This is a genomic window from Paenibacillus sp., from assembly GCF_048976745.1.
Lineage (GTDB): Bacteria > Bacillota > Bacilli > Paenibacillales > Paenibacillaceae > Paenibacillus.
This window is the reverse complement of record NZ_JBHGUU010000007.1, coordinates 107,080-132,634: the sequence shown is the minus strand read 5'-3', so window position 1 is coordinate 132,634 and position 25,555 is coordinate 107,080. Positions and strand designations below refer to the sequence as shown.

Sequence of the window (25,555 nt, the reverse complement as noted above, 5' to 3'; positions counted from 1 at the left end):
TTTAAACTGTTTCACACAGTAACGTAGAGGTCAGAAATAAGCTGGAGAAGCGGAGCGCTCGCCTTTATTAATGGATTTTTACCATTGAGAAATTTTTTCAAAAAAATCTAGGAATAACAGCGATCGAAAGATTATTCTGAACTCGTAGTGTTTTAGTGTGAAAATCCATTTATCAACTGTATAACAGAAGTCGAATATTGGTACGCATTTTGTGATATTTCTCGGGAAATAAATCGGCTGTGTTTCGTCAGGAAACGCGAAGCCATGGGACATTAAAGGAGGAACATATTGTGAGTATCAAAAGAGCGCTGGTCAGCGTATGGGATAAAACAGGCATCGTGGACTTTTGCCGCGAGCTGTCGCAAATGGGTGTGGAGATTATTTCGACAGGAGGTACAAGCAGCCTGTTGTCGAAGGAAGGCGTACCTGTCATCGGAATTTCGGATGTGACCGGGTTCCCGGAAATCATGGACGGACGTGTCAAAACATTGCATCCGGCAGTTCATGGTGGGTTGCTGGCTGTTCGTGACAGCGAAGAGCATAAGCGCCAGATGGAAGAGAACGGACTGGATTATATCGACCTTGTTGTCGTTAACCTGTACCCGTTCCAAGATACGATCGCCAAACCGGATGTGACGTACGAAGACGCGATCGAGAACATCGATATCGGTGGTCCAACCATGCTTCGCTCGGCTGCCAAAAACCATGCTTTTGTTAGTGTTGTTGTTGACACAGCAGATTACGGCAAGGTGCTTGAAGAAGTTCGCAGCAATGGCGATACCACCCTCGAAACACGCAAACGGCTTGCAGCAAAAGTGTTCCGCCATACAGCGGCTTACGATGCAGTTATTTCTGACTATCTCTCTAACCTGAACGGTGATCCACTGCCAGAGCGTCTGACGGTTACTTACGAAAAACTCCAGGATTTGCGTTACGGCGAAAATCCACATCAGCAGGCGGCATTCTACCGCAAACCGCTGGCTGCTCAAGATACGTTGACAACAGCTGAGCAATTGCATGGCAAAGAGTTGTCTTACAATAACATCAACGATGCAAACGCAGCATTGCAGATTGTCAAAGAATTTGAAGAACCGGCAGTTGTTGCGGTTAAACATATGAACCCTTGCGGCGTAGGTATTGGCGCAAGTATCTATGAAGCTTACAGCAAGGCATATGCTGCGGATCCAACGTCTATCTTTGGTGGCATTGTGGCAGCGAACCGTATTATCGACAGCGATACAGCAGGCAAATTGAGCGAAATTTTCCTGGAAATCGTACTTGCTCCTGACTTTACACAAGAAGCACTCGATATCCTGACGAAGAAGAAAAATATTCGTTTGCTCAAAACGGGTGAATTGAATGCTGCTCGTAAACGGGAGAGCCAATTCGTGGTGACCTCGATTGACGGTGGTATGATCGTGCAACAGTCGGATGTACACTCCATCGAAGCGAGCGAACTGAACGTGGTAACCGATCGTGCGCCATCGGAAGAAGAACTGAAACAGCTCTTGTTTGGCTGGAAAGTAGTTAAACATGTGAAATCCAATGCGATTGTACTTGCTTCGAATGACATGACGGTAGGTGTGGGCGCTGGACAAATGAATCGTGTGGGTGCAGCCAAAATTGCCATTGAGCAAGCGGGCGAGCAAGCACAAGGCGCTATTCTGGCATCCGATGCATTCTTCCCAATGGGTGATACGCTGGAACTGGCAGCAAAAGCCGGAATTACAGCAGTGATTCAACCTGGCGGTTCGATCAAAGATGAAGAGTCCATCAAAGTAGCCAATGAATATGGAATTGCCATGGTCTTCACAGGCGTTCGTCATTTCAAACACTAGAGCGTAAAAGATTTAATAAGGGGTGTCGCCAGTCATGCTTATGACTTATGGTACACCCCCTCTTTTTTAGGTTTTTCAACATGCAATAGGGTAATAAATTCAGTTATGCACGGAGGGGGAACAGAGCGAATGGATATTCTGGTAGTAGGCGGCGGTGGCCGGGAACATGCAATCATCTGGGCGCTGGCGAAGAGTCCAAAGGTAGACAAGATTCACTGTGCACCGGGAAATGCAGGCATTGCTCAGCTGGCTGAGTGTCATGCGATTGCGGTAAATGAATTCGATAAACTAACAGCTCTTGCTGTAGAGCTTAAAGTAGGTCTGGTGGTTATTGGTCCGGATGATCCGCTGGCGGATGGAATCGTAGATGCATTTGACGTGACAGGTATTCCGGTATTCGGACCTCGTCGCAATGCAGCAGAGATCGAAGGAAGTAAAACGTTCATGAAGGATCTGCTGCACAAATACAACATTCCAACGGCAGCCTATGAGAAATTCGATAACTATGAACAGGCTCTAGCATACCTGAATGAACAAACAATTCCGGTTGTCATCAAGGCAGATGGACTGGCAGCGGGGAAAGGTGTGACCGTAGCTTATTCCCGTGATGAGGCTGATCAGGCACTTCGCAGTATCATGGTGGACAAAGTGTTTGGTGAAGCGGGAGCCAAAGTCATCATCGAGGAATTCCTCGCAGGACAGGAAATGTCCATTCTGGCTTTTGTCGATGGAGAGACGGTTCGTCCGATGGCGGCAGCACAGGATCACAAACCTGTATTCGACAATGACCAGGGACCAAACACAGGCGGTATGGGTACATACTCACCATTGCCTCATATCCCTGCATCCATTATTGAAGAAGCCGTGGAGACGATCATCAAACCAACAGCCAAAGCAATGGTGTCCGAGGGACGTCCATTCCAGGGTGTACTGTTTGCCGGACTGATGATCTCGCCCGATGGCAAACCCAAAACGATTGAGTTCAACGCACGTTTTGGTGATCCGGAAACACAGGTAGTTTTGCCACGTCTGAAGAGTGATTTGTTTGATATCTTCTGGGCAACCGTTCATGGCAAGCTGGCTGACATTGAGATTGAATGGAGCGATGAAGCCGCTGTATGTGTGGTGCTAGCTTCTGGAGGTTATCCGGGCCCTTATGCAAAAGGTGTAGTTATTGAAGGACTCGATCATGTGGATGATGCCGTGGTATTCCACGCAGGTACAGCGCGTAATGAAACAGGAGACTGGGTCACGAACGGCGGACGGATCCTGGGCGTAGTTGGCCTTGGTGCGGATATTGCCGAAGCTAGAAACAAAGCCTATGCAGAGGCGGAGCGCATCCGATTTGATGGCAAACATCAGCGGACGGATATTGCTGCTAAAGCACTGGTATAGAATGGATACAAGAGCCCGTGTAGATGTGTACCGAAAAGGTATTTGCATCCTGCGGGCTCTTTGCTGCGTATATAGATGTATCTTGTGCACACGGCCGAACTTGTCCATACGGGAAAGACATGGGAAAGATACGAAACAGGATATAATCTGGGTGTTTAGGCATGTTGTTTAATGACCTAAAGCACAGGGTAGTATTTTTATAAATTGGACTATACTAACATACATAGAGACTAATTTGTGAACATTATACTATAAGCTTGTGGCAAACCATAACGTGCAACTGGATGGTTGAGCGGGAAACATGGTATACTTCTCGGAAACAGGAATGAGTACGAGGGGAGGTGGATATCTATTGGGTAGGCGATATTGTAAATTGTCCAAATGGCGAATCTAGGTGGAGTTAAGCGAGGAACAATTGACAGCATGAGGGGTAACCCGATTTGAATGAAGAAGTTTCTGCAAGTCATTGACTTCATCTTGAATTCCTGTTTTGTAATTTTACAAGGTCAAACGTAAGACTTATACAAAAGATATCATTGAAATCGATTTTATATAAGGCAGACGTCGTGTTGAAAGAATAACAGCGCATGAATGGTTAACATAGTTAACGGATCACGCTGTAACTATCTCTGGAGGTGAATCCCTGAGAACCGGGGAAATCATTGGACATAATTACCATATTGAATATCGCTTTACTTATTATCTTGATTGTATTGACTGCATTTTTCGTAGCATCGGAGTTCGCTGTAGTCAAAATTCGTACATCAAGAGTGGATCAACTGGTCGCGGAAGGCAATAAAAAGGCAGTACTTGCCAAAAAAGTTGTCTCGGACCTGGATTATTATCTTTCAGCCTGTCAGCTCGGTATTACGGTCACTGCACTAGGACTGGGGGCGCTCGGAAAACCGACGGTTGAGAGATTGTTATATCCGGTATTCGATTACCTAAACATATCACCTTCGATCTCATCCATTGCTTCCTATGCAATTGCCTTTATCCTCGTCACGTTTTTGCATGTAGTTGTTGGTGAGATGGCACCCAAAACATTGGCGATTCAGTTTTCGGAAAAGCTGACGTTGATGCTCGCCCCATCGCTATACTGGTTTGGTAAAATCATGTATCCGTTCATCTGGGCGCTCAATGGAGCCTCACGTGTTATTCTGCGGGGATTCGGTGTGAAGCCTGCCGAACATGATCAAGCCTACTCGGAGGACGAGATCAAGATCATCATGAACCAGAGTTATGAAGGGGACGAGGATAACAAGACCAAGCTTTCATATCTGGAAAATGTATTTGTGTTTGACGAACGTGATGCCAAAGACATCATGGTCCCACGTACGGAACTGGTGACTTTGAATCAGGATATGACCTATGACGATATTATTCCTATATTGGATGAACATAACTATTCACGTTACCCTGTCATCGAGGATGGGGACAAGGACCGCATTATCGGCGTTGTGAATGTGAAAAAGATTTTGCCGGACATGGTTGCCGCAAGATCGTATCAACTGAGCGAGTTTGTTCGTGAGATCCCGTTTGTTTCCGAAGTTACACGTATCCAGGATGCGATGATTAAAATGCAGCAGGAACGTGTACACATGGCCGTGGTCGTGGATGAATACGGTGGTACTTCGGGAATCATTACGATGGAGGATATTCTGGAGGAGCTGGTCGGTGAGATTCGTGATGAATTCGATGCCGATGAGGTGGCTGATATCCAGGAGACCGGAGAGAATCAATATCTCATTAATGGTCGGGTACTTTTGGATGAAGTGGAGCGGCAGTTCGGGCTTAGCTTTGAAGGAAATGAAGAGATGGATACCGTAGCCGGATGGATTCAATATCAGAAGGGTGTTGGTGTGGAAAAAGGTGACACGGTAGAACACGGTGATTATGTCTGGACCGTTGTGGATACCGAGAACTATCACATCAAGCAAGTTCTTCTGGAACGGGTAAACGGCGCGCAGGTAGAGGAAGCAACTAGCGATCTGGCGTGATCTTAACCGAGAATCATGTGAAACTTTAAATATGTTTTGCGATATCGGAGCAGTGTAGGGGACGGAATCGATTCTGAAGAAGCGTAGCGTTCGCGTTTGCAAACCAATTTTATACCTTCGAAAACAACAATCACAGGGAAATTTGGAGGCAATGGCGATCGGAAGAACGAGCCGTCACCGGAACGTCACTCGTGCAACCTTATTTTAAATTTTAATGGAGGTGAATCCCTCAACCTGAGGGAAATCATTGGACGGAATAATAGCCTTGAATTTATTTTTAGTAGCTGTATTTATCGGTCTGACAGCCTTTTTTGTTGGAGCCGAATTTGCAATTCTTAAAGTACGGATGTCCCGAATCGATCAATTGATCTCGGAAGGTAACAAAAAGGCAGTACTGGCCAAAAAAGTGGCGCACAACCTGGATTATTATCTGTCGGCATGTCAATTGGGGATTACCATCACGGCGCTGGTATTGGGAGCCCTGGGTGAACCTACCGTTGAGAAAATGTTGCATCCGCTATTTGAGCGCATGGAAGTGCCGGCAGCGTTGTCTACCGTGCTTTCCTATGGTATTGCTCTGGCGATCATTACGTTCCTGCACGTGGTTATTGGTGAATTGGCACCAAAAACACTGGCGATTCAGTTTGCAGAGAGAATGACGCTGTTGCTGGCACCACCATTGTACTGGTTCGGTAAAATCATGAATCCGTTCATCTATGCGTTGAATGGAGCTGCTCGTCTCTTGCTAGGCATCTTTGGTGTAAAACCTGCCGGGCATGATACGGTTCACTCGGAAGAAGAGCTGAAGCTAATTATGGCACAGAGCTATGAGAGTGGCGAGATCAACCAGACGGAGCTGGACTATCTGAAAAACATTTTTGCTTTTGATGAGCGTCTGCTTCAGGAGATCATGATACCACGAGATAAAATCGTCACTTTAAATAAAGAAATGCCACTTGATCAGATCATTGAGACGCTGAATCGACACGAATACACGAGATATCCTGTTATTGCAAATGGAGATCAGGCGCATTTTGTGGGTTTCATCAACACAAAAGAAATGCTCACCAGTGTGGCCGCCGGTCGCGCCTTCAACATGGAGACATTTGTCCATAATACGCCGAGTTTCTCCGAGCGCTCTCCGATCAAGGATGTGCTGATTCAGATGCAGCAAAGCCGTGTACACATTGCAACTGTGAAAAACGAGGCAGGTGCTACGGTTGGTATGGTTACAATGGAGGATATCCTTGAAGAGATTGTCGGAGATATCAAGGATGAATACGAGCACAAAGATTTGGTGAATCCTCCAAAAAGAATGAAATTGGTTTAAAAATCAAGGACACAAAGAAATTACAGAATTAACGAAGAATCGAAGCGAAACAACGTAGTTGTTCTAACAACAAGCAGGTTCCCAAGGTAATCGGGGCCTGTTTTTTTAGGTTTAAATCTTAATTTTAAAATAAAAGCTTGCATATTAGCGTTCAATGAATTAATATAAATTTAAAGAATCTTAATTTAAAGATAAATAACAAAAAAATCAATACCATAAATAAAAGAAGCAAAGTTAACTTATGATACTACTAAAACCAAGGGAGTGGAGATTATGTTCAGAACTTCAGGCATTCATCACATTACAGCTTTTGTAGACGATGCACAGAAAAACGTTGATTTTTACGCAGGCGTGTTGGGTCTCAGACTGGTAAAAAAAACAATTAACTTTGATGCACCAGACGTGTATCACTTGTATTATGGGAATGAGCAGGGTGCACCGGGCACAATCATCACCTTTTTCCCACAGCAGAATTCAAGAAGAGGTGTCATTGGTTCAGGTCAGACTGGAGTTACCGTATATGCGGTACCTGTAGGAAGCTTGCCTTTCTGGAAAGAACGTCTTGCATCCTTTGATATTCCATATGAAAATAAAATCAGATTCGGTGAGCAGTATATCCGTTTCTTCGACAAAGGCGGCTTGTTGCTTGAACTGGTAGAGCGCGAAGGTGGTCAGCCAAGCAACTGGACGTTCAACGGTGTAACACCGGAGCATGCCATCAAAGGATTCGGCGGTGCGGTATTGTTCAGTCATGTTCCTGAGAAAACCATGGACGTACTGGTGAGCAAACTGGGTCTGGAGCAGATCGGTGAAGAGGATGGAATCCTCCGTCTTCAAGCAAGCGGCGATATCGGTCAGATCATCGATATTCAGTCTACAGGCATCCAACGCGGGATTGGCGGAGCCGGAACGGTCCATCATATTGCATGGCGTGCCAAAGATTATACGGAGCATGAACAAATTCAGCAGGATCTTGAACAATCCGGGTATCATCCAACACCAGTCATTGACCGTCAATACTTCAACGCAGTGTATTTCCGGGAGCCGGGAGGCATACTGTTCGAATTGGCTACAGATCCTCCGGGATTTGCACGGGATGAACCGGCAGAGAGCATGGGGGAGAAACTGATGTTGCCTGAATGGTATGAACCACAGCGCGAACAGATTGAACAATTGTTGCCACGAATTGAAGTACGTGAATGGAAGGGAGAGTCCAAATCATGACCACAACCAATACAATGAAACATATCTATAAAGCAAGTGCTCAGCCGGATGCGCCAACAATCCTGTTGCTTCACGGTACAGGCGGGACTGAGAACGATCTGATCGGTCTTGCGGAGTTGATTGCGCCAGGAGCTGGCATCCTTGGGGTACGGGGTAACGTATCGGAGAACGGGATGCCCCGTTTCTTCCGCCGCTTGGCCGAAGGTATTTTTGATGAAGAAGATCTGATTGCTCGTACGGCAGAGTTGGGATCTTTTGTCGATGCAGCAGCGGTGGAATACGGTTTCGATCGGTCCAACGTGTATGCACTGGGCTACTCTAATGGCGCCAACATTGCGGCAAGCCTGATCTTCCATCAAGCGGATGTATTCAAAGGTGCCATTCTGCATCATCCGATGGTGCCGCTGCGTGGACTGGAATTGCCAGATCTGAAAGGTCTGCCTGTGTTCATTGGTGCAGGTGAGAATGATCCGATTGTACCAAGACGTGAAACGGAGGAACTTGCTTCGCTACTCAGCAGTGCAGGTGCCGATGTAAACACGCATTGGGAGCGTCAGGGTCACCAGTTGACTCGTACTGAGGCAGAAGCTGCGGCAGCTTGGTATAAGACACAGGCGTAAGCGTGGTGGATCTTTGTTAAATGAGATGTCTGTTTAATCCATGTGAAGCTACAGCAGTTTGAAGCAGCCCTGATGAAATCTGAATCGGGCTGTTTTTTTTGTTTATTGGGTTATGCAGCAATAAGAGAGCTCCAGCCGCTAAGCGTCATGTACAATTACCCGATCCGATCATGGATCGGTTTTTTCTTTTTGCATTACGGAAAAGGAGGGGATCGGAACGATAGAGGGGGAAGATTCATCAACATGGAAGAAAGCGACAGGACGGTTATAACATGCTGAAGCAACATGGTTGTCGCAAAGCATGGATTAATCTATAATGAAGTAATTGATAATCATTTTCAATTAGAGTCGGGAACGATGACTATGCATGTAATCAGGAGGGAAATATGGATCCTAATCCTAGCTCACATACGTTTGGCTCAAGTGCGTATGTTCAGACCCGCGATGGTCGCAAATTACATTATATGTCCAGAGGAACAGGAGATCTGACGGTTGTATTTGAATCCGGTATGGGTGCCTCCAGATCAACCTGGGGGCTGGTGGCACCAGTGATTGCTGAGCATGTACGTGCAGTTGTGTATGACAGGGCAGGGGCGGGAAGAAGTGATGTTGACTCGGCTCCACGCAGTCTTGAACGCATTGCAGGAGATCTTGGGGAACTGCTGACTGCGCTGGGCCCGGGCCCATTTATTCTGGTTGGACATAGCTGGGGAGGTCCGATTGTACGGGCTGCGGCGTCTGCACATCTATCTCGATTACGAGGCATTATTCTGGTGGACCCATCAGACGAGCACTGCAAAATGTATTTCTCCAAACTTACTAAAAAGAGCTTTGCCCTTAATGGTTTCCTTATTCCAATCATGGCACGGACGGGTTTATATAAGTTGCTCGGCAGCAAAGCGGGAAGCATTCAGCCTGACGATGTGGCGACGGATCACCTCAAGGAGGACTTTACTGTACGGGCAGCCAGCACGATGCTTGCGGAAGGCAGAACATTTCTGAGTGACATGGCAGCGCTGTTGGAGCATCCGCCAGCTCTGGGTGATCTGGAAGTCAGCGTGATCTCGGGTATCAAACCGGGTAAGGGAGAGGGGAAAATCAGACCTGCTCTCATCTCGGCGCATCGCCAGACAGTGAGCAAGCTATCCAATGCGAGATGGATTGGGGCGGATCAATCGGGACATATGGTTATGTATACTGATCCTCAGGTCATTATTGATGAAATTGTACGAATGATAAATGAAGTGAGCTCAGGCGCAAGAACAGAACAAAAGTGATACAATACAAAGAAAAGCAGTGCGCGACATTGCTAAACCATATAAGCGGAGTGTGGAGAAGAAAATGAAACCAGTTGAACAAGAACCAACGGGAACCACAAATCCCGGCCGTGCCAGTGTTGGCATGGAAGATATCGTGCGCGCACATCATGTGCTGCGTGAGGTCATTGTAAGAACGCCGTTGCAGCGGGATGCTGTATTGTCGGCCAAATATAACTGTAATGTGTATTTGAAAAGGGAAGACCTTCAAGTGGTGCGTTCGTTCAAAATTCGGGGTGCCTATAATATGATTCGCAGTCTGACACCAGCCGAGATGGAGAAGGGTATTGTCTGTGCGAGTGCGGGCAACCATGCTCAGGGTGTCGCTTTTAGCTGTAATGCGCTCGGAATTAACGGCAAAATCTTCATGCCGAGTACAACGCCGAACCAAAAGGTGAAGCAGGTGAGACGTTTTGGCGGAAACAACGTTGAAGTGGTGCTGATCGGGGATACGTATGATGATGCATACGCAGAAGCGATGCGTGCATGTGACGAACAGGGCATGACGTTCATCCATCCTTTTGATCAACCGAAGATTATTGCAGGTAATGGTACGGTAGCGATGGAAATCATGGAAAGTCTCGATGAGAATGCTGACTATGTATTCGTTACGATTGGTGGCGGAGGGCTGGCAGCAGGCGTGGGAACCTACATGAAGACGGTGAGTCCAGAGACACGCATCATCGGTGTTGAGCCACTTGGGGCAGCTTCCATGAGTGAGGCGATGTTCCGCAAACAGGTTGTGACGCTGGATGATATTGATAAATTCGTGGATGGCGCAGCGGTGAAACGGGTTGGCGATCTGACTTATGATATCTGCAGCAGTATCCTTGATGATATTGTGAAAGTGCCGGAAGGCAAAGCCTGCACAACCATTCTGGAACTTTATAATGAAAATGCAATCGTGGTTGAGCCTGCCGGTTCCTTGGCTGTTGCGGCGCTGGAGCAATATCGTGAGCAAATTGTGGGCAAGACGGTGGTCTGTGTCATTAGTGGTGGGAATAACGATATTGACCGGATGCAGGAGATCAAAGAACGGTCCTTAATCTATGAGGGTCTGAAGTATTATTTCATGGTTAATTTCCCACAGCGTGCAGGAGCTTTACGTGAATTCCTGGAGGAAGTTCTAGGGAAGAATGATGATATCACCCGATTTGAATATACGAAAAAGCATGATAAGGAAAATGGCCCTGCCTTGGTAGGCATTGAGCTGATGTACAAGGAAGATTACCAACCGCTCATTGAACGTATGAACCGCAAAGGTATCGCCTATACCGAGCTGAACAAAAACTTGAATCTGTTCAACATGTTAATCTGATGAATTATTCCAAAACGCAGTCAGGCATGCAATCGGAGGTGAAACCAAGTATGCAAGCAGATCACCACGAGACATCCCCTCTGATCAGAGCAGCACGCATAGAAGATGCGGATCAGGTCATTCCATTGTTGGTTCAAGCGATAGGAGATATTGCTTACTCGCTCGCGGGTGAGGCGGATCATGAGAAGGCGATGCAGATTTTGCAGGAGTTCTATGTCCAGGAAGACAATCGGATTAGCTATCGTCATGTGACAGTGATGGAGCAGGATGGGCTGGTCGCGGGAATTCTCGTAGCCTATGATGGTGGTGAGGTGGATCGTCTGGATCAGCCGATACTGAATCGCCCTGGACGAAGCCGGGAAGAGAAATATGCATTGGTTAAAGAAACCCGCCCGGGTGAGTATTATCTGGATACTCTCTCGGTAAGTGAAGCATATCAGGGGCAGGGCATCGGCCGGGCACTGATGGCTGCTTTTGAGCAGCAGGGCAGAGATCTGGGTCACTCGCAGGTATCCCTGATTGTAGAACAGGACAACGGCCGTGCACAGATGCTGTACGAACGGCAGGGATATGTCAAAGACGATGTGATTGTCATCGCAGGACATGAGTATAATCATATGGTCAAACCGATTCAATAAACCGGAGCGCTGACCAATTAACGGTTAAGTCAGTTTTGACAATAGAAGCAAAAAAGAAACCGCGACAGGAGCGAATTCTGTGGCGGTTTTTGTCGTGGTTTTCTGTTGGGATTTAGCCTGAATTTGAAACGGATGTTAACCATGGGAGCGGATTAACTCAATAGTTCGCATAGTCGCTGACTGGCACATGCTGCTCCAGCCATTTCTCGACAGCAGCTGTTTTCTCATACTTCGATTCTTTAACCACGTCCATAAAGGCATCCAGCTTGGTGAGGAATTCGCTATCGACGGATGCAAGGCGCTGCAAGACACCGTTGTATCCTCTTTGAGCGTTCGCCACCATGTTGTTCGTATCATAATCAAACAGCGGTGTGTTGTTGAGCCCATAAAAGGTATACAGGGTATAACTGTTCAACAGATCCTGTACTTGTTTGGCTCGGTTGGATTTCGGATACAGCTCCAGGAATTTTTCCTGACTGCGTGCTCGAAGGAGAATTTCCTGATAGCCAATGACTAGAGCTCCGTCATCCGCAGGCAAGTTTTTTGTTTCCTTTGTCATGATATGGATGTAGCTTGAGATATCCTCTTTAATTTCAGGGGTATATTTCACGAATGCCGCATAATTCATTATGGGATAGAGGGAGCCTTCGAGCATGACGAGGCGGTAGCCGCTGTCACGGGCTTCTTTTAACAGTGCACGCAGATCGGAGTCCTGGGTACGCTCCATAAGTTTGGTGAAGTTATCGTTCAATTTGTAAGCCTTGATCATCTTGTCCTGAACGTTAGGAACGAGCAGGCGGTCCGTCATGGCACTTAGCGCCTTCAGGCGAGCATTCTCCAATTGAAGCACCATCAGGGTGGCGTGATGCTTTGTTACTTTTTTGATATGAGATTCGAGATAGGTATCCGCGGCAGGCAAGCCGTTCTTTTTGTAGAGCATGGACTGAAATGTTTTATATATGGTTGTTGAGCTGGCAGTCGTGACTTTGTTGGTATCTGTACTGGAAGATGCGGCAGCAGCGACTCCGGATAATGGGGCTACAGCCGTTTGGAGCAGCATGAGGATAGCGGTGGCGGTAATGAAGGTGCGCATGCTTTTACGTGTGGCAGATTGGAACGATGATGTCATAGATATGAACCTCCCGTAGTTAAGAAAATGATAGGCGTTGTTCACTAGTTACTATACATTAACGCAATTGGGGCAGGATATGGTTGCGGAATGGTGACAAATTCTTCTGTTATTTTTAACTTTTGGAGGGTGGAAGATAGAGGAAGATTTCTGCGAAAATATTTTTTGTACAACTGGAAACTTTTGAGCTGATCGGAACGTCTTAGTTGTGCATAGGTAAATACAGGAATTATTGAAAAGAACAGCGAATCTATTTCGATGTTAACTACATGCGAGAATGGGGATATGGGATATGAGGAAAGCGGGAGGAAAACAAGTGAAGAAGGTAATGTCAGCGCTGGCTGTATCGGCCATGCTGATGTCCGCACTTCCAACGTCGGTTATGGATGCAGCTGCGAGGATCAGCATATATATTAATGATGCAGAGTTATCATCTGCTCAGGCACCTGTGATGAAAGGTGGACGCGTACTGGTTCCGCTTCGGTCGATTTTTGAAGGATTGGATGCGAAGGTACAGTACACAAACAGAACCAAAACGATTGTTGCAACTCGCGACGATCAGGAAGTTACATTGACACTTGGTTCCAAAACGGCATACATCAACGGGGAAGCGATATCGTTGGATGTACCTGCGAACACGATTAAGGGCAACACAATGGTTCCCATTCGTTTTGTCAGTGAAGCTTTTGGAGAAAAAGTATTCTGGAACTCACGCAATCAACGTGTAGATATCAAGACAACGGTAACGCCACCAGTGGATGAGACACAATATGCTGCATGGAACATCTATGGTTCGGTATCCGGAAGCAACGGAGATGGTCGTGACCTGACGGTGAGCTTCACACGTCCAACTTCAGAGAAGGCGGTATCTGCTTACCGGATTATGTTGGTGAAAACTCGTGATGTGAATAGCTTCACGGAGTCCTCAGCAACTGCCGTACCTGCTGCGAACTATACATCCGTTACACCGAATGGCAGCAACCCGAAACTGACGCTTAATGCACAGACGCGTGACGTGAACGGAGATTTGCTCAATAGTAATGAAACGTATCGCCTGTATGTACTGACTGTTGGTAACAGCAGCAATAATTATAAAAATGCATTGAACTGGTCTTCTCAAGCTATAAAGCTCAGTAATGTGAAATCCACAGTACAGGCGGTTACAAGCCTGCGTGCCACAGATATTAGCGACTATGGCGATGGCCGTGATCTGGAGATTAACTTCACGCAGCCGAGCACAACATCGAACATTACGTATTATCGTGCATTTGTTGTCAAAGCGAAGGACTCTTCTGCGTTCAATCTGGCTGCGGCGAACAAAGTGTCCAGTGCTAACTCCACGATCATATACAAAGGAAACAGTACCGCAGTGAAAAGCCAGCTGACTTCTTCGACACGGGATACGTCCGGCGAATTGATTAAAAGCGGCACAGCGTATGTGGTATACATCTTGTCCGTGAGCACAAATACAACAACAGACAGCAAGCTGTCGACAGCATCATCTTCACTTACACTGTCCGTGAACACAGCAACATCTCCTGTAATTACGCAGGTGAGAGACAACTCGGATTATGGAGATGGCCGTGATATCCAGGTGAGCTTTAACCGTTCTTCGGATGAATCCAAGGTTGCGAATTATCGCGTCTTCGTGGTGCGCAACTCGGTTGCCAGCAGCTTCAATCTGACGACAGCAAGTAACCTGTCCTCCAGTCTGTACTATACGGTGAACAAAACAGGCAACAACATTACAACGACATTGCCTTCATCCATGAAGGACACAAGTGGTTATAACGTAACGAATCTGCAAGATTATCGTATCTTCGTGATGGCGGTGGGCAATCAGCAAAATGGATACACCAATGCGCTGTCAGCTTCCTCCACTGTGCTGAGACTGACAACGAACGGTAACGCGGGAGTTATTAGCAACCTGGCTGTTGCGGATATTAGTGACTATGCTGATGGGCGTGATCTGCGGGTTTCTTTCAACAAAGCTGCGGATGAATCCAGAATCTCTGCCTACCGAGTATATGTCGTTCGTTCCGCTAATGTGGGCAGCTTCACGCTGAGCGCTGCTAATGCATCGAACAACTATACACAGGTGAACAAAACGGGTGGTAACCTGTCCGTTACGCTTCCGAACTATGCGGTAGATACCAATGGTTACACCATCACCAATAACGTTGCTTATCGGGTATTCGTGCTGTCGGTGAATAACAACGGAAACTCCAGTCAGAATGCGTTGTCTGGTTACTCTTCACAGATTACGTTGACACAGAACGCCGCTATAACGGCTCCGAGCAATGTGGTGCCATCTGATATTGGGGATACTGGAAATGGTAGTGATCTGCGTGTAACGTTTAATAAATCCGCAGATGAGACAAATGTGAATCATTATCGGGTGTTTGTAGTGAAGGCGGGTAGCACGTTTAATCTGAACACAGCAAATGCAGTGAACAGCGCGTATTACAGAACCGTCAGCAAAACGGGAGCTAATCAGACTGTTAATTTTACAAGTACTTCAAGAACAGTGAATAACGAACCGATTCTTAATGATGTGGCATACCAAGTATATGTATTGGCTGTGAATAACAATGCTTCTCTGACGAATGCATTGTCATCGCCTTCCGGTGCCATTACTCTAACTTCAGCTACTGCCGTGGCAGCAGTGAGTAATGTGAATGTGACCGTCAAAGATCAGGGACAACAGGCAGGTAACCCTTCCGATGTAACTATCAATTTTTCCAAAGCATCGAATGAAACGGGAATTGCTAAATATCGTATTTTCATCGTGCCCACAAATCAGGTAAGTGGTTTCACTACAAGTACGGCACTTGGCATTAATTTCTATACTGATCTGGAGACAAGTAGTGCAGGTACTTCAATCGTATTGAACAGTGGATACCGTGATATTAACGACCGTGCGCTTTCCGTTGGACAGAAATACAAAGTGTTTGTTATGTCGCTGTCCAATAGTACATCTCGCGCATCCAATTTATCACCAGCTTCCAATGAGTTTAATATCTTTGCACAAGCAAATGCGGTTCAAACTGCCACTATTACAGAATTGCAAAATACAAGTACAGTAACGGCAGCAAGTTATAAACTTACCTTTACTAAACCATCTCCTGAAACTGGAATTTCTGAATACCGACTCTTTATTGTTAAAGGAACGGATAATTTGGATATTAACACAGCAATCTCTAACACTAGCTACCCAATTGGAAATCCTGCAGCTGTTGAAGTTACTTTAACTACAGCTGCCAAAGATTCAACCGGAGCCAATCTGGTGGAAGGAAGCGAGTACAAGGTGTATATTCTTTCAGTTGCTGCCAATACAACAACGTATAAACATACACTTTCGGGCCCATCGGATACATTTAAGCTTGAAAAGGCTCCGTCTACGCCTACACAGGAGCCAACGTCTTCTACCAATCCACCGGCATCAATTGATGGGTAAACACCTGCACAGGGTTGAACTTAAAAATTACACTGAAACAAACTCAAACACCCTTTCCAGCCGGAAAGGGTGTTTTCATTATGTATGAACAATAATCTTCTGGCGTGAATTTCAAACTTGCATTTTGAAAATCTTGTCGCCAAAAAGGTTCCTTAGACCATTGCTGGAACAGGACAAACGGATGGATAATAGAAGGAATAAGCTAGAAGCCTATAAGCCTATGAGCCGAAAGGAATGATGGAATGCTTGCATTTCGTTTGACGGGCCTGCCGGATTCCCGGTTGCCGCTGTACCTGTATTGTGTGGGCACGCAGGAAGAGAAAGTTCTGCATAGACCGGATGGATTTCCGGTGTATCAGTTGTTTTTGTCAGGCGGAGGTGAGGGGCAGTTCAGGCTTCCGGGAAAAGGGACATGGACGATGGGAGCAGGGCAGGTATTCATCGTGGAACCTGGGATTGCGCATGAGTATGTGCCTCATTCCAAATCCAAAGGAGAACTTGGTTATATCGGTATTGGCGGTGCATCGGCTGGATCGGTACTTCAAAGCGCGGGTTTGCTTCAGAACGAGCCGTGCCCTATCTCCGGTTTTGACATCTTCTGGTCACGGATGACCAATCTCTGGCATGTGCTGGATCAAGGAGCGACGGAGATGTGGAACACATCAACCCTGATCTACCAGCTCATTTTGGATATAGCACAGTCCAAAATACCATCTGATGTCGGTCGTGTAGGTATCGGATCATCTATGGTGCAGGAGGAGCCTGTAACACGTTCGAATCGGGAGTCCGATACGGGCAAGGATGCACTCATCCGAGCAGTAGCATTGATGCATACACATTATCAGGACGATCTGTTATTGAAGCACATCGCTGATGCAGTGGGTTATTCGGTGCAACATCTCAATCGATTGTTTCATCATCATTATGGCGTGACAGGACATCAATATATGCAGCGATTACGTTTGCAGAAGGCTTCAGAATGGCTGGACAAGCATCCACGAGCAAGTGTACGTGAGGCCGCAGAGACCGTTGGCATGGAAGTGAACTATTTTATCCGGATGTTCAAGCGGGAGTTCGGAGAGACACCGGGAAAAGGAATCAAACATCGGAACCAGCTCCAAATGGAAAAAGACCTCACGAGTTCGTGAAGTCCCTTAATCGAGTATAACGTGTTATGCTGTTTTCTTTTGACCAAATAAAGGCCTTAACGTTGCAAGCCCCACAATGCCGATCACTGCACTCACCCACGGCGCAAGTGCAAAGACGGGAAGTTTATCACGTAGTGGATACCCCACAAACAGCACGAGTACCACGACCACGATGTAGATGACGATCCCCCGAATATTGACTTTAGGTACCTTATTTCTGTCTGCTCCTTCATCGTCCGGTCGCTCAGCAAGGCGGCGAAGCATTTCCACCAATGCGATTCCGCCAACGGCTGCAACGATCAGGGAGAACAGACTGATGTGTTGGAACGGTTCCGTATCCCCGCCAGTCCAACCCACGAACAATCCTGCACATCCTTGAATCAACAGGACAAAAGACAAAGCCGCGCACGCGATCATGGCATACCACTTCGGTGTCCGTTTCGCTGGCTCCGCATTGTCCGTTGGCTGTGGTTCTGCAACGGTGGCTTTCTTTTGCGATGAAGCTGATGGACTATGACCACGGGTTGGGCTGGATTTACCCACCTCAACGGCAGCCCTCTTCTCCGATGCTGTATCTGTTATCCCGAGCTGTGCATGGATGTCTTGTTCCAGATCAGGTCCGTATAACTCGCGAGCGGGTTTGTTATCCCGCTGAGCCTGTACGATCGCTTTTCCTGCGGAGAGAATCCATTCTTCCTGTGTTCTCTCGTCCGCTGGCGCTTGACGTGCAATTATGCTGATCTCGTCATACAGTTTCACATGTTCAGGTGTCATACGACTCATCTCGGTTATTTGCCGATTCTGTATTTCTCTCAGTTTCTTATAGGAAATCCCCAATGATTGCTCCCCCTGTCTACACACATTCTGATCTTCCAATTGTCTGAAGACCCTGACGGTATTTTAGTATACGGGAAGGGCTCTCGTTTCGCAAAGTCATTCCTTATAAAAAAGCTGCTCACGGTTGGCCCATATCCACACACAGGCGAGAATGACACAGGTGCATAACAGCACCAGTTTACCGTGATGTTGAATCCATTCGAGTAGATGTTCCATGCATTCATTCCTTTCGGCAGAAGGATTCCGAGGCATATGCTGCTAATGATTGTTCGTTTATTTTCCCCGTTCATGTGAAAAAAATCCCTCATGCCTTCCAGATCTAACGATTGTGTGAAGTATGCATAAAGAACAGCTAATTCCATCACAATAGTAGCATTTCCAACAGAAATCCAAGATTGGAGTGTGCTTGTTATGGACAAACAAACAGATTTGACGCGGAAGCTGCTACTGAACAGCAACTCCCGTGGAGTTGTGGACGAGGTTGTATCCTTTGAGGAGAATCTGGAGGACACGGAGTATGCAGAAGAACTGACAGATGGCAATTTGAGGGGAAGAAGTTTCTGGGACAATAGTGATTCGAGTCATGAGCATGAGTGGAATGGACGTGTGGAGACCCACGAGATGTTCCATAGAAGTTACGAATAACGATTCTGCAACACATGGTTTGAAATTCAAAAGACATCGGGGCCAGCTGTCACCAGCGTGGCTCATTTTTTTGCGCTTATCAACCGATAAAAGGTAGATTAGTATTCGACGTAGAAAGGGTTCTTACTTACGTTGACTTGCAGGGTACGGGATGATAATATATGAATAACATCTTAATACACACTAAACTTATCGGATTATATATATTTAATAAATGGAATACCACAGGCTAAGCGTGGAAAGGGGAAATCGGTATGGAACGTCAGATCATTATCCGTCATGGGCAGGAAGAATTAACAGCCACGATTCATTATCCGGTTGTGAAAGATATCAAGGAGGGGAAGAGTCAGCAACGTGTACCTCTGGCAGTCATCTGCCACGGCTTCGTTGGTAGTCGGATCGGCGTGGACCGTTTGTTTGTAAAGACTGCACGGGAGCTGGCTGAAGACGGTTATCTGGTCCTACGTTTCGATTATATCGGTTGCGGAGAGAGCAGTGGGGAGTATGGAGCGGAGGGACTGGAGTCCATGGTGCTACAGACCCGTTCGGTGCTGGATTACGCGGTGAATTGCAGTGATGTAGATCCTACGCGCGTTACGCTAATTGGTCATAGTCTGGGTGGGGCCGTTGCATTACTAACTGCTGTGCGCGACAAACGTGTCAAGAACCTGGTGATGTGGTCCTCCGTGGGTTATCCATTCAATGATATCGTGAAGATTACGGGACGGGAAATATACGATGAAGGCGTGAAACTGGGTGCGGCTGATTATCTCGGATACAAATTCACACCAACCTTCTTCGAGTCTCTCGCTGAACAACAGCCATTCCAGGAAGCAGTCAAATTTAGTGGTGATGTTCTTGTCGTACATGGCACGTCAGATGAGATTATCCCTGTAGACTATGCATTTCTATATCAAAAGGTATTCTGGATGCGTCAGGAAGGCCGCTGTGACAAGGAGATCATCTTCCAGGGCGATCACACCTTCTCTTCAGGCAAAGAGCGTGAACAGCTCATTACACGTACCAGAGAGTGGCTGGGCGAACGTCAGAAGATCGAGCAGGATTGGCAGCACTGGATGATATAAGTGGCAGGATTACAACTGTTTGGGGATGTCAGCTTGGAAAAGCGCCTTCTTAGGGGTAAAATAGAAGAGTAAGCATTCTATCCGTGTCTGGAGGTTGGCAGCAATGACATTACCCGCACTTTTCATTGCGCATGGTTCTCCCGCTCTGGCGGTGGAGAGCAATGACTACACTTACTTCTTAAACCAGCTTGGAGACAGGCTGCCGGCTCCGAAAGCCATTGTCGTATTTACGGCGCATTGGGATTGTCCTGAACCGTCCGTGACAATGGATGATACACATCAGACCTTGCATGATTTTTATGGATTTCCTTCTACGATGTATACGATGGAATACCCTGCATCTGGGCAGCCAGATCTGGCGAACGAGATATGTGCTTTGTTCACCCGCAGCAATCTGGCACATCAGCCGATTCGTGGCAGAGGGCTGGATCATGGTGTGTGGGTACCGTTGCTCCATATGTATCCTGAGGCTAATATCCCTGTGATCGCTGTATCGGTAGACTCGCTGCGTACGCCGCAGGAACAATATGATATTGGCCGAATGCTGGAACAGCTGCGTCATGATGATGTGCTGATCATTGGCAGTGGTGGAACGGTTCACAATTTAAGATTGCTGGGCAATACGGATGAACCACAAGAGTGGGCGGTGGAATTTGATAACTGGATCGGGGAGCGCTTGGAGCAGTGGAACACAAGAGAACTGTTTCAATATGAGAAAAAAGCCCCTCATGCACGCGCGGCAGTTCCGTCGTATGGTACAGAACACCTTGCACCTTTGTTCTATGCTATGGGTACAGCGGATATGTCCCGATCAGCGAAGCGTCTATTCCAGTCTTACCCTTATGGAACGCTGAGCTTGAACTGCTGGCAGTTTGGAGACGGCGTGTAACTTGGAACAGACAACAGCCTGATATTGGTGTTTGAAGCCAGTTGGGTACGAATAACGTGTGTTAATGTATACAATTACAATATATAAACAAAAGAAGGTTCCTGTACGCCCTTGATGGGCTAAAGGAACCTTCTTTCAATACAAGGACTTATTCATGCCTTAGGTCTTTATTTTCGGATTTCGAACAATTCACAGTCTGTACGTGAATGGTAAGCGAGCTCACTGACACTGGATTGTACAACTACGGTGTTGCTGTCAAAACGGATAATTATACCACCCGAGTCAATCTGGTGATTATCTTTAAAAACGCGAACCTTATACTTCATATTCATGGCTTCCTGGAAGTCCGCATCGGTCTCAAGACGTCGCTGGGTCGGCATTATCGTATACTCCTTTGAAGTTCAACTTTATGTTCATCATAATACGGTTTTCTCTGGATGAGCAAGTCAGTGAGGGCATTCAGGGTGATCTTGAAAAGTAAAAAGCCCTACTCTCCAGGGGGATTGGGAGCAGGGCTGAGAATTCTATGAATGATTGCTTAAGCTGTTTTATGAGTTGGGCTAATCGTTGGTGTGTCTTTTGGGTGATTACCTTTGTTACGAGTGATCAATCCGCGAAGGTAAGGCAGTACCCAGTGATCCAGACCGATTTTACCTGCATTTGCACCAGCAACAACGATGAAGATTTCCATTACAACCAGTTGAGCGTTTGTGCTTACTGTTCCCGAGAAGAGGAACGCGAAGTTCATGACCATTGCCATCAGTGCTGCCAGTGTAGTGAAGCAGCCAAGGATGAGACCCAAACCTACAAGGAATTCACCCAAAGGGATAACGAAGTCGAACAGTCCTGCGTTTGGTACTGCGAATTTCTCAAGGAATGTTCCCCACCATGCTTGAACTGCCGGATGATCACCCGTTGTTTTTTCCAGTGCTCCTGCAAGGAACCCGCCAGCTTCGAATCCGCCAGTTAATTTGCTCCATCCGTGAGTCATCCAATCATAACCGATATACACCCGAAGTACTGTTAAAATCCACATTGCCACTTTGTTTTCTCTAAGCCATTGGTTTGTGCTGAACATATGAACCACTCCTTCATGGAATCTAGTGTGTGTTGTTTTTGTTTTTTCTAAGTGATCACCTTTGATGTCTTTATTGTATAGTCCAAAAGTTGTTTTGTTTGTGATTAAAATCACAATCTAGTTCAAATTTTAAGTAAGGTTTGAGAAGTTCACATTTAGGACATATTTTTCTCGCGATTCGCTGTTTCAAATGTGAATTTCTCGCTGTATCAAGGCCTCCTGGGCGCAGACAAATCGGATGGGGTGTGATTAAATGGAAAGAAATACGTGAAATGGTTGCCCACATGAGACATATATCACAACTTAGAACCAGGCCATATCGTTCAGGAGGTCCTATATTGAAGCTTTTGAAATGGAACAAAGCAGCATCGGCTGCATCCCTGTTTATTCTCTCATTGAGTCTTGTTGCCTGCCAAAACCAGGAGGTGGCGCAGATGCCACTTCAGCCAGAACCGACACCTGCACCTGTACAAGAAGAACAGACTGTGGAGGAGTCCAATACGTCTCTCTATACAGCACCTCTGACAGGTCTGCCTGTAGATGAAGCAATTACGCGTCGACCACTCGCCGTCATGATTAATAATGCACCAGCGGCTCGGCCCCAATCGGGTCTAAGTTCAGCTGATATCATTCTTGAAGTCCTCGCAGAGGGAGGCATTACCCGTTTCATAGCCATCTTCCAGAGTGAAGGCGGTGCTGAGACGGTTGGACCCGTTCGCAGTATACGTCCATATTTGATTGAGCTCGGCGAGAGTTATGATGGGGTACTTGTTCATGCCGGAGGCAGTCCGGAGGCGTATTCCATTTTGCAAAGGCAGCAGAAACAGCATATGGATGAAATCTCGAATGGTGGACTTTACTTCTGGCGTTCCTCGGATCGTAAAGCCCCACATAATCTGTATACTTCAGCGGACAAGCTGAGAGAAGGGGCAGATATCAAGGGTTATAGCCATGATTTCAAGTCTCCCGTATACATCTATAACGAAGAAGGCGCGACATCCACTGGAGAGGCAGTGAAGCAATTCGATATCCATTATTTATTGGATAGTTACCGGGTGACGTATGATTATGATGAAGTTAGTGGACGATATATGAGAATGGTGAATGGTAAGGCAGATCAGGATCTGGATAATGGGACTCAACTTGGCGCAGCGAACATCATTGTGGCAGGTGCAGATCACAGGGTGCTCGATAGTGTAGGTCGGTTGTCCGTTAATTTGGAACAGGGCGGGGAAGCTATGTTGTTCCAAAAGGGCAAGATGATTCGTGGGCAATGGGTGAAAAAGCAGGGGGATATTATCCGTTTTGTTCAGGATGGCAGTGAAGTGGCTCTTGTGCCAGGTAAAACGTTTATCAGCATTGTTCCCAATCAACCGGAATTTTCTAGTCATGTGAAGCTGGCTGTCCAATAGAAGGATGTAATGAAAGAAAACGATGAAATATCTACCGATTATGTCGTCCTAAAAGGCATCATATTGTACCTTGGCATGAAAAGTAGAATCGTGTCGGTTTTGTGTTTTGATGTCGAATTGTAAACGCAGTGTAAAATCTTGACTTGAATTTACCATTATTCCAAATAATTAAGATTCATTTCAGATTAATGTGATAAGAATATAAAAAAGGATCACACCTTTTGTACAAACCATGAAACAAATATGATAAGATATCAAAGGTTGTCATTTCATGTTTCATCGGTTATCGGCAATTTTTTCCGTAAAGGGGATAGAGCTATGAAGCTTAAGAAGAAGAAGGATATATTTTTTGAGACACTGGAGAACATGGCAGATACGGTTGTTCAAGCGGCAGATTATTTCTCCCAGCATGTTTCCAACCTTCAGGATGTGACTCTTTTTGCCAATGAAATGAAGAAGTACGAGTCCCAATGTGATGACTATGTTCACACAATCATTACGGAACTCAACAAAACGTTTATCACGCCGATCGAACGCGATGATATTATGGAGCTGACAACGACACTTGATGACGTATTGGACGGACTCGAAGCAACGGCTTCCCGTTTCTATATGTACCAACTGACTGACCCAGACGAATATATCGTTCAATTCGCTGAAATTTTGCGCCAATCGGCTTACGAAATTCAGAAGGCCATTCATTTGCTGTCTCAGAAAAAATTGCTGGCGATTCGTGAGTACACGATTCGATTGAATGATCTGGAAAATCAGGGTGATGAAGTGTTGCGCATGTGTATCAAGAACCTCTTCGCTACCGTTCCTGATCCGATTGAATTGATCAAACGTAAGGAAATTTACGAACGTCTTGAGACAACAACGGATGCTTGTGAACACGTAGCGAATGTGCTCGAATCCATCATCATGCGTAATTCTTAAGGAGCCAGAGAATAATGGAAACAACGATTTGGGTATTAGGTATAGTCGTCTTCCTTGCACTGGCGTTTGACTTCATCAATGGTTTTCACGACACGGCCAATGCCATTGCCACTTCAGTATCGACACGGGCACTGACGCCACGTCGCGCGATCCTTTTGGCAGCGGTAATGAACTTTGTCGGTGCGATGATGTTTACAGGCGTTGCGAAGACGATTGGGGGGAGCGTAACTGACCCCACCACGCTGGATAACGGGATCGAGGTCGTCATAGTCACCTTGATCGCTGCGATTATCTGGAACCTGGTTACATGGTGGTTTGGTATTCCGTCTTCCTCATCACACGCACTTATCGGAGCCCTTGCAGGTGCCGTGCTTGTTGGCGCAGGATCCGACAAAGTGAAGTGGAGCGGATTCATTGATATCGTCGGAGGTTTGTTATTATCACCTCTCATTGCATTTGCCATTGGTTATGTGGTCATGACGATTCTTAAATACATTTTTGCCAAACGCAGTCCTCATAACGTGAATAAAGGTTTCCGTACGGTACAGATTTTCACGGCAGCACTGCAAGCCTTCACACATGGTACGAATGATGCACAGAAAGCGATGGGGATTATTACGTTTGCTTTGGTTGCAGCAGGTGTACAAGATCATCTGGAAGTGCCGCTGTGGGTTAAAATCTCAGCAGCAACCGCGATGGCTCTGGGTACATCCATTGGTGGTTGGAAAATCATCAAAACGATGGGTACCAAAATCTTTAAAATTGAACCGATTAACGGATTCGCCGCCGATCTGTCAGCTGCTTCCGTTATTTTCACAGCAACGTTGCTTCACCTTCCAGTTAGTACAACGCACGCGATCACATCAGCTATTCTGGGTGTGGGTTCCGCGAAACGTTTCTCTGCTGTGAAATGGGGACTTGCTGGACGGATCATTATTACGTGGTTCATTACAATTCCAATTACTGCGGGACTGGCAGGATTGTTGTACTGGATCATTTTCTAAAGAGAGAAGTGATCCCGAACGAATTCGGGGTTACCAGACAAACTGTTCATAACTGTGTGAATATCGGGATATGTGGACAATTATACAACCAAAATCAAGAGACGCCTGTGCATGAACGTGTGGACAGGCTGGATATGTGGATAGCCATCCGTGGAATGATAAACCAAAAGAAGATATTCCTGTGGATACAGGGAACTGTGGATAGGGAAATGAGAGAAGCCAACAGGGTTGGCTTTTTTTGTTGTCGAGTTTGAAG

Annotated in this window: 21 protein-coding genes; 17 read left to right on the top strand and 4 right to left on the bottom strand. The window is 46.4% G+C overall.

The window, feature by feature from the left end; translation table 11 throughout:
• The first annotated feature begins 290 nt into the window (after window positions 1–290).
• From purH to ACE3K2_RS14650, 9 genes are all read left to right on the top strand, one after another.
• Complete coding sequence (gene purH / locus ACE3K2_RS14690) at window positions 291–1,838, top strand: bifunctional phosphoribosylaminoimidazolecarboxamide formyltransferase/IMP cyclohydrolase (protein WP_421891523.1); 1,548 nt, start codon at window positions 291–293, stop codon at window positions 1,836–1,838.
• Window positions 1,839–1,967: 129 nt separating this feature from the next.
• Entirely contained in the window at window positions 1,968–3,233 is a 1,266-nt protein-coding gene (purD, locus tag ACE3K2_RS14685) for a phosphoribosylamine--glycine ligase (protein ID WP_421891521.1), read from the top strand.
• A gap of 662 nt (window positions 3,234–3,895) precedes the next feature.
• On the top strand, window positions 3,896–5,233 hold the full coding sequence (locus ACE3K2_RS14680) for a hemolysin family protein (protein WP_421891518.1): 1,338 nt from the start codon (window positions 3,896–3,898) through the stop codon (window positions 5,231–5,233).
• Window positions 5,234–5,480: 247 nt separating this feature from the next.
• Window positions 5,481–6,563 carry a hemolysin family protein gene (locus ACE3K2_RS14675; protein ID WP_421891515.1) on the top strand — a complete coding sequence of 361 codons (1,083 nt, stop codon included), beginning with the start codon at window positions 5,481–5,483 and terminating at the stop codon, window positions 6,561–6,563.
• 273 nt (window positions 6,564–6,836) lie between these two features.
• A complete protein-coding gene (locus ACE3K2_RS14670) occupies window positions 6,837–7,787 on the top strand; it encodes a ring-cleaving dioxygenase (protein WP_421891512.1) in 951 nt (316 codons plus the stop codon).
• 14 nt (window positions 7,788–7,801) lie between these two features.
• Window positions 7,802–8,407: an alpha/beta hydrolase gene (locus tag ACE3K2_RS14665; RefSeq protein WP_421891562.1), complete on the top strand. Its 606-nt coding sequence runs from the start codon at window positions 7,802–7,804 to the stop codon at window positions 8,405–8,407.
• Between the two features lie 386 nt (window positions 8,408–8,793).
• Window positions 8,794–9,684, top strand: a complete 891-nt coding sequence (locus tag ACE3K2_RS14660; protein ID WP_421891510.1) for an alpha/beta hydrolase — start codon at window positions 8,794–8,796, stop codon at window positions 9,682–9,684.
• A 64-nt stretch (window positions 9,685–9,748) separates the two neighbouring features.
• On the top strand, window positions 9,749–11,041 hold the full coding sequence (gene ilvA / locus ACE3K2_RS14655) for a threonine ammonia-lyase IlvA (protein ID WP_421891507.1): 1,293 nt from the start codon (window positions 9,749–9,751) through the stop codon (window positions 11,039–11,041).
• Between the two features lie 50 nt (window positions 11,042–11,091).
• Complete coding sequence (locus ACE3K2_RS14650; RefSeq protein ID WP_421891504.1) at window positions 11,092–11,679, top strand: GNAT family N-acetyltransferase; 588 nt, start codon at window positions 11,092–11,094, stop codon at window positions 11,677–11,679.
• Window positions 11,680–11,836: 157 nt separating this feature from the next.
• Here ACE3K2_RS14650 and ACE3K2_RS14645 read toward each other — a convergent pair whose 3' ends face one another.
• Window positions 11,837–12,808: a hypothetical protein gene (locus ACE3K2_RS14645; RefSeq protein WP_421891501.1), complete on the bottom strand. Its 972-nt coding sequence runs from the start codon at window positions 12,806–12,808 to the stop codon at window positions 11,837–11,839.
• A 316-nt stretch (window positions 12,809–13,124) separates the two neighbouring features.
• Here ACE3K2_RS14645 and ACE3K2_RS14640 point away from each other — a divergent pair, with 316 nt between their 5' ends.
• Window positions 13,125–16,265, top strand: a complete 3,141-nt coding sequence (locus ACE3K2_RS14640) for a stalk domain-containing protein (protein WP_421891498.1) — start codon at window positions 13,125–13,127, stop codon at window positions 16,263–16,265.
• A 242-nt stretch (window positions 16,266–16,507) separates the two neighbouring features.
• Window positions 16,508–17,413, top strand: a complete 906-nt coding sequence (locus ACE3K2_RS14635) for an AraC family transcriptional regulator (protein ID WP_421891495.1) — start codon at window positions 16,508–16,510, stop codon at window positions 17,411–17,413.
• A gap of 24 nt (window positions 17,414–17,437) precedes the next feature.
• Here ACE3K2_RS14635 and ACE3K2_RS14630 read toward each other — a convergent pair whose 3' ends face one another.
• Window positions 17,438–18,250 carry a hypothetical protein gene (locus ACE3K2_RS14630; RefSeq protein WP_421891492.1) on the bottom strand — a complete coding sequence of 271 codons (813 nt, stop codon included), beginning with the start codon at window positions 18,248–18,250 and terminating at the stop codon, window positions 17,438–17,440.
• Between the two features lie 411 nt (window positions 18,251–18,661).
• Between ACE3K2_RS14630 and ACE3K2_RS14625 the strand changes: the two genes are divergently transcribed.
• From ACE3K2_RS14625 to ACE3K2_RS14615, 3 genes are all read left to right on the top strand, one after another.
• Complete coding sequence (locus ACE3K2_RS14625; protein WP_421891489.1) at window positions 18,662–18,895, top strand: hypothetical protein; 234 nt, start codon at window positions 18,662–18,664, stop codon at window positions 18,893–18,895.
• 254 nt (window positions 18,896–19,149) lie between these two features.
• Complete coding sequence (locus tag ACE3K2_RS14620; protein WP_421891486.1) at window positions 19,150–19,980, top strand: alpha/beta hydrolase; 831 nt, start codon at window positions 19,150–19,152, stop codon at window positions 19,978–19,980.
• A 103-nt stretch (window positions 19,981–20,083) separates the two neighbouring features.
• The gene (locus ACE3K2_RS14615) at window positions 20,084–20,869 is read left to right on the top strand and encodes a DODA-type extradiol aromatic ring-opening family dioxygenase (RefSeq protein WP_421891483.1); all 786 of its coding nucleotides are present in this window, start codon (window positions 20,084–20,086) and stop codon (window positions 20,867–20,869) included.
• A 167-nt stretch (window positions 20,870–21,036) separates the two neighbouring features.
• Here ACE3K2_RS14615 and ACE3K2_RS14610 read toward each other — a convergent pair whose 3' ends face one another.
• Together ACE3K2_RS14610 and ACE3K2_RS14605 are read right to left on the bottom strand one after the other, a co-directional pair.
• Window positions 21,037–21,249 carry a hypothetical protein gene (locus ACE3K2_RS14610; protein WP_017690673.1) on the bottom strand — a complete coding sequence of 71 codons (213 nt, stop codon included), beginning with the start codon at window positions 21,247–21,249 and terminating at the stop codon, window positions 21,037–21,039.
• Window positions 21,250–21,407: 158 nt separating this feature from the next.
• A complete protein-coding gene (locus tag ACE3K2_RS14605) occupies window positions 21,408–21,947 on the bottom strand; it encodes a DoxX family protein (protein ID WP_339304151.1) in 540 nt (179 codons plus the stop codon).
• Window positions 21,948–22,285: 338 nt separating this feature from the next.
• Here ACE3K2_RS14605 and ACE3K2_RS14600 point away from each other — a divergent pair, with 338 nt between their 5' ends.
• The 3 genes from ACE3K2_RS14600 to ACE3K2_RS14590 all read left to right on the top strand — a co-directional run bounded on the left by ACE3K2_RS14600 (window position 22,286) and on the right by ACE3K2_RS14590 (window position 25,299).
• Window positions 22,286–23,359 (top strand): DUF3048 domain-containing protein, encoded by a 1,074-nt coding sequence (locus ACE3K2_RS14600; protein WP_421891479.1) that lies wholly within the window; start codon window positions 22,286–22,288, stop codon window positions 23,357–23,359.
• 318 nt (window positions 23,360–23,677) lie between these two features.
• Entirely contained in the window at window positions 23,678–24,295 is a 618-nt protein-coding gene (locus ACE3K2_RS14595; RefSeq protein ID WP_062836231.1) for a DUF47 domain-containing protein, read from the top strand.
• A gap of 14 nt (window positions 24,296–24,309) precedes the next feature.
• Window positions 24,310–25,299: an inorganic phosphate transporter gene (locus ACE3K2_RS14590; protein ID WP_062836232.1), complete on the top strand. Its 990-nt coding sequence runs from the start codon at window positions 24,310–24,312 to the stop codon at window positions 25,297–25,299.
• The last annotated feature ends 256 nt before the right edge of the window (window positions 25,300–25,555 follow it).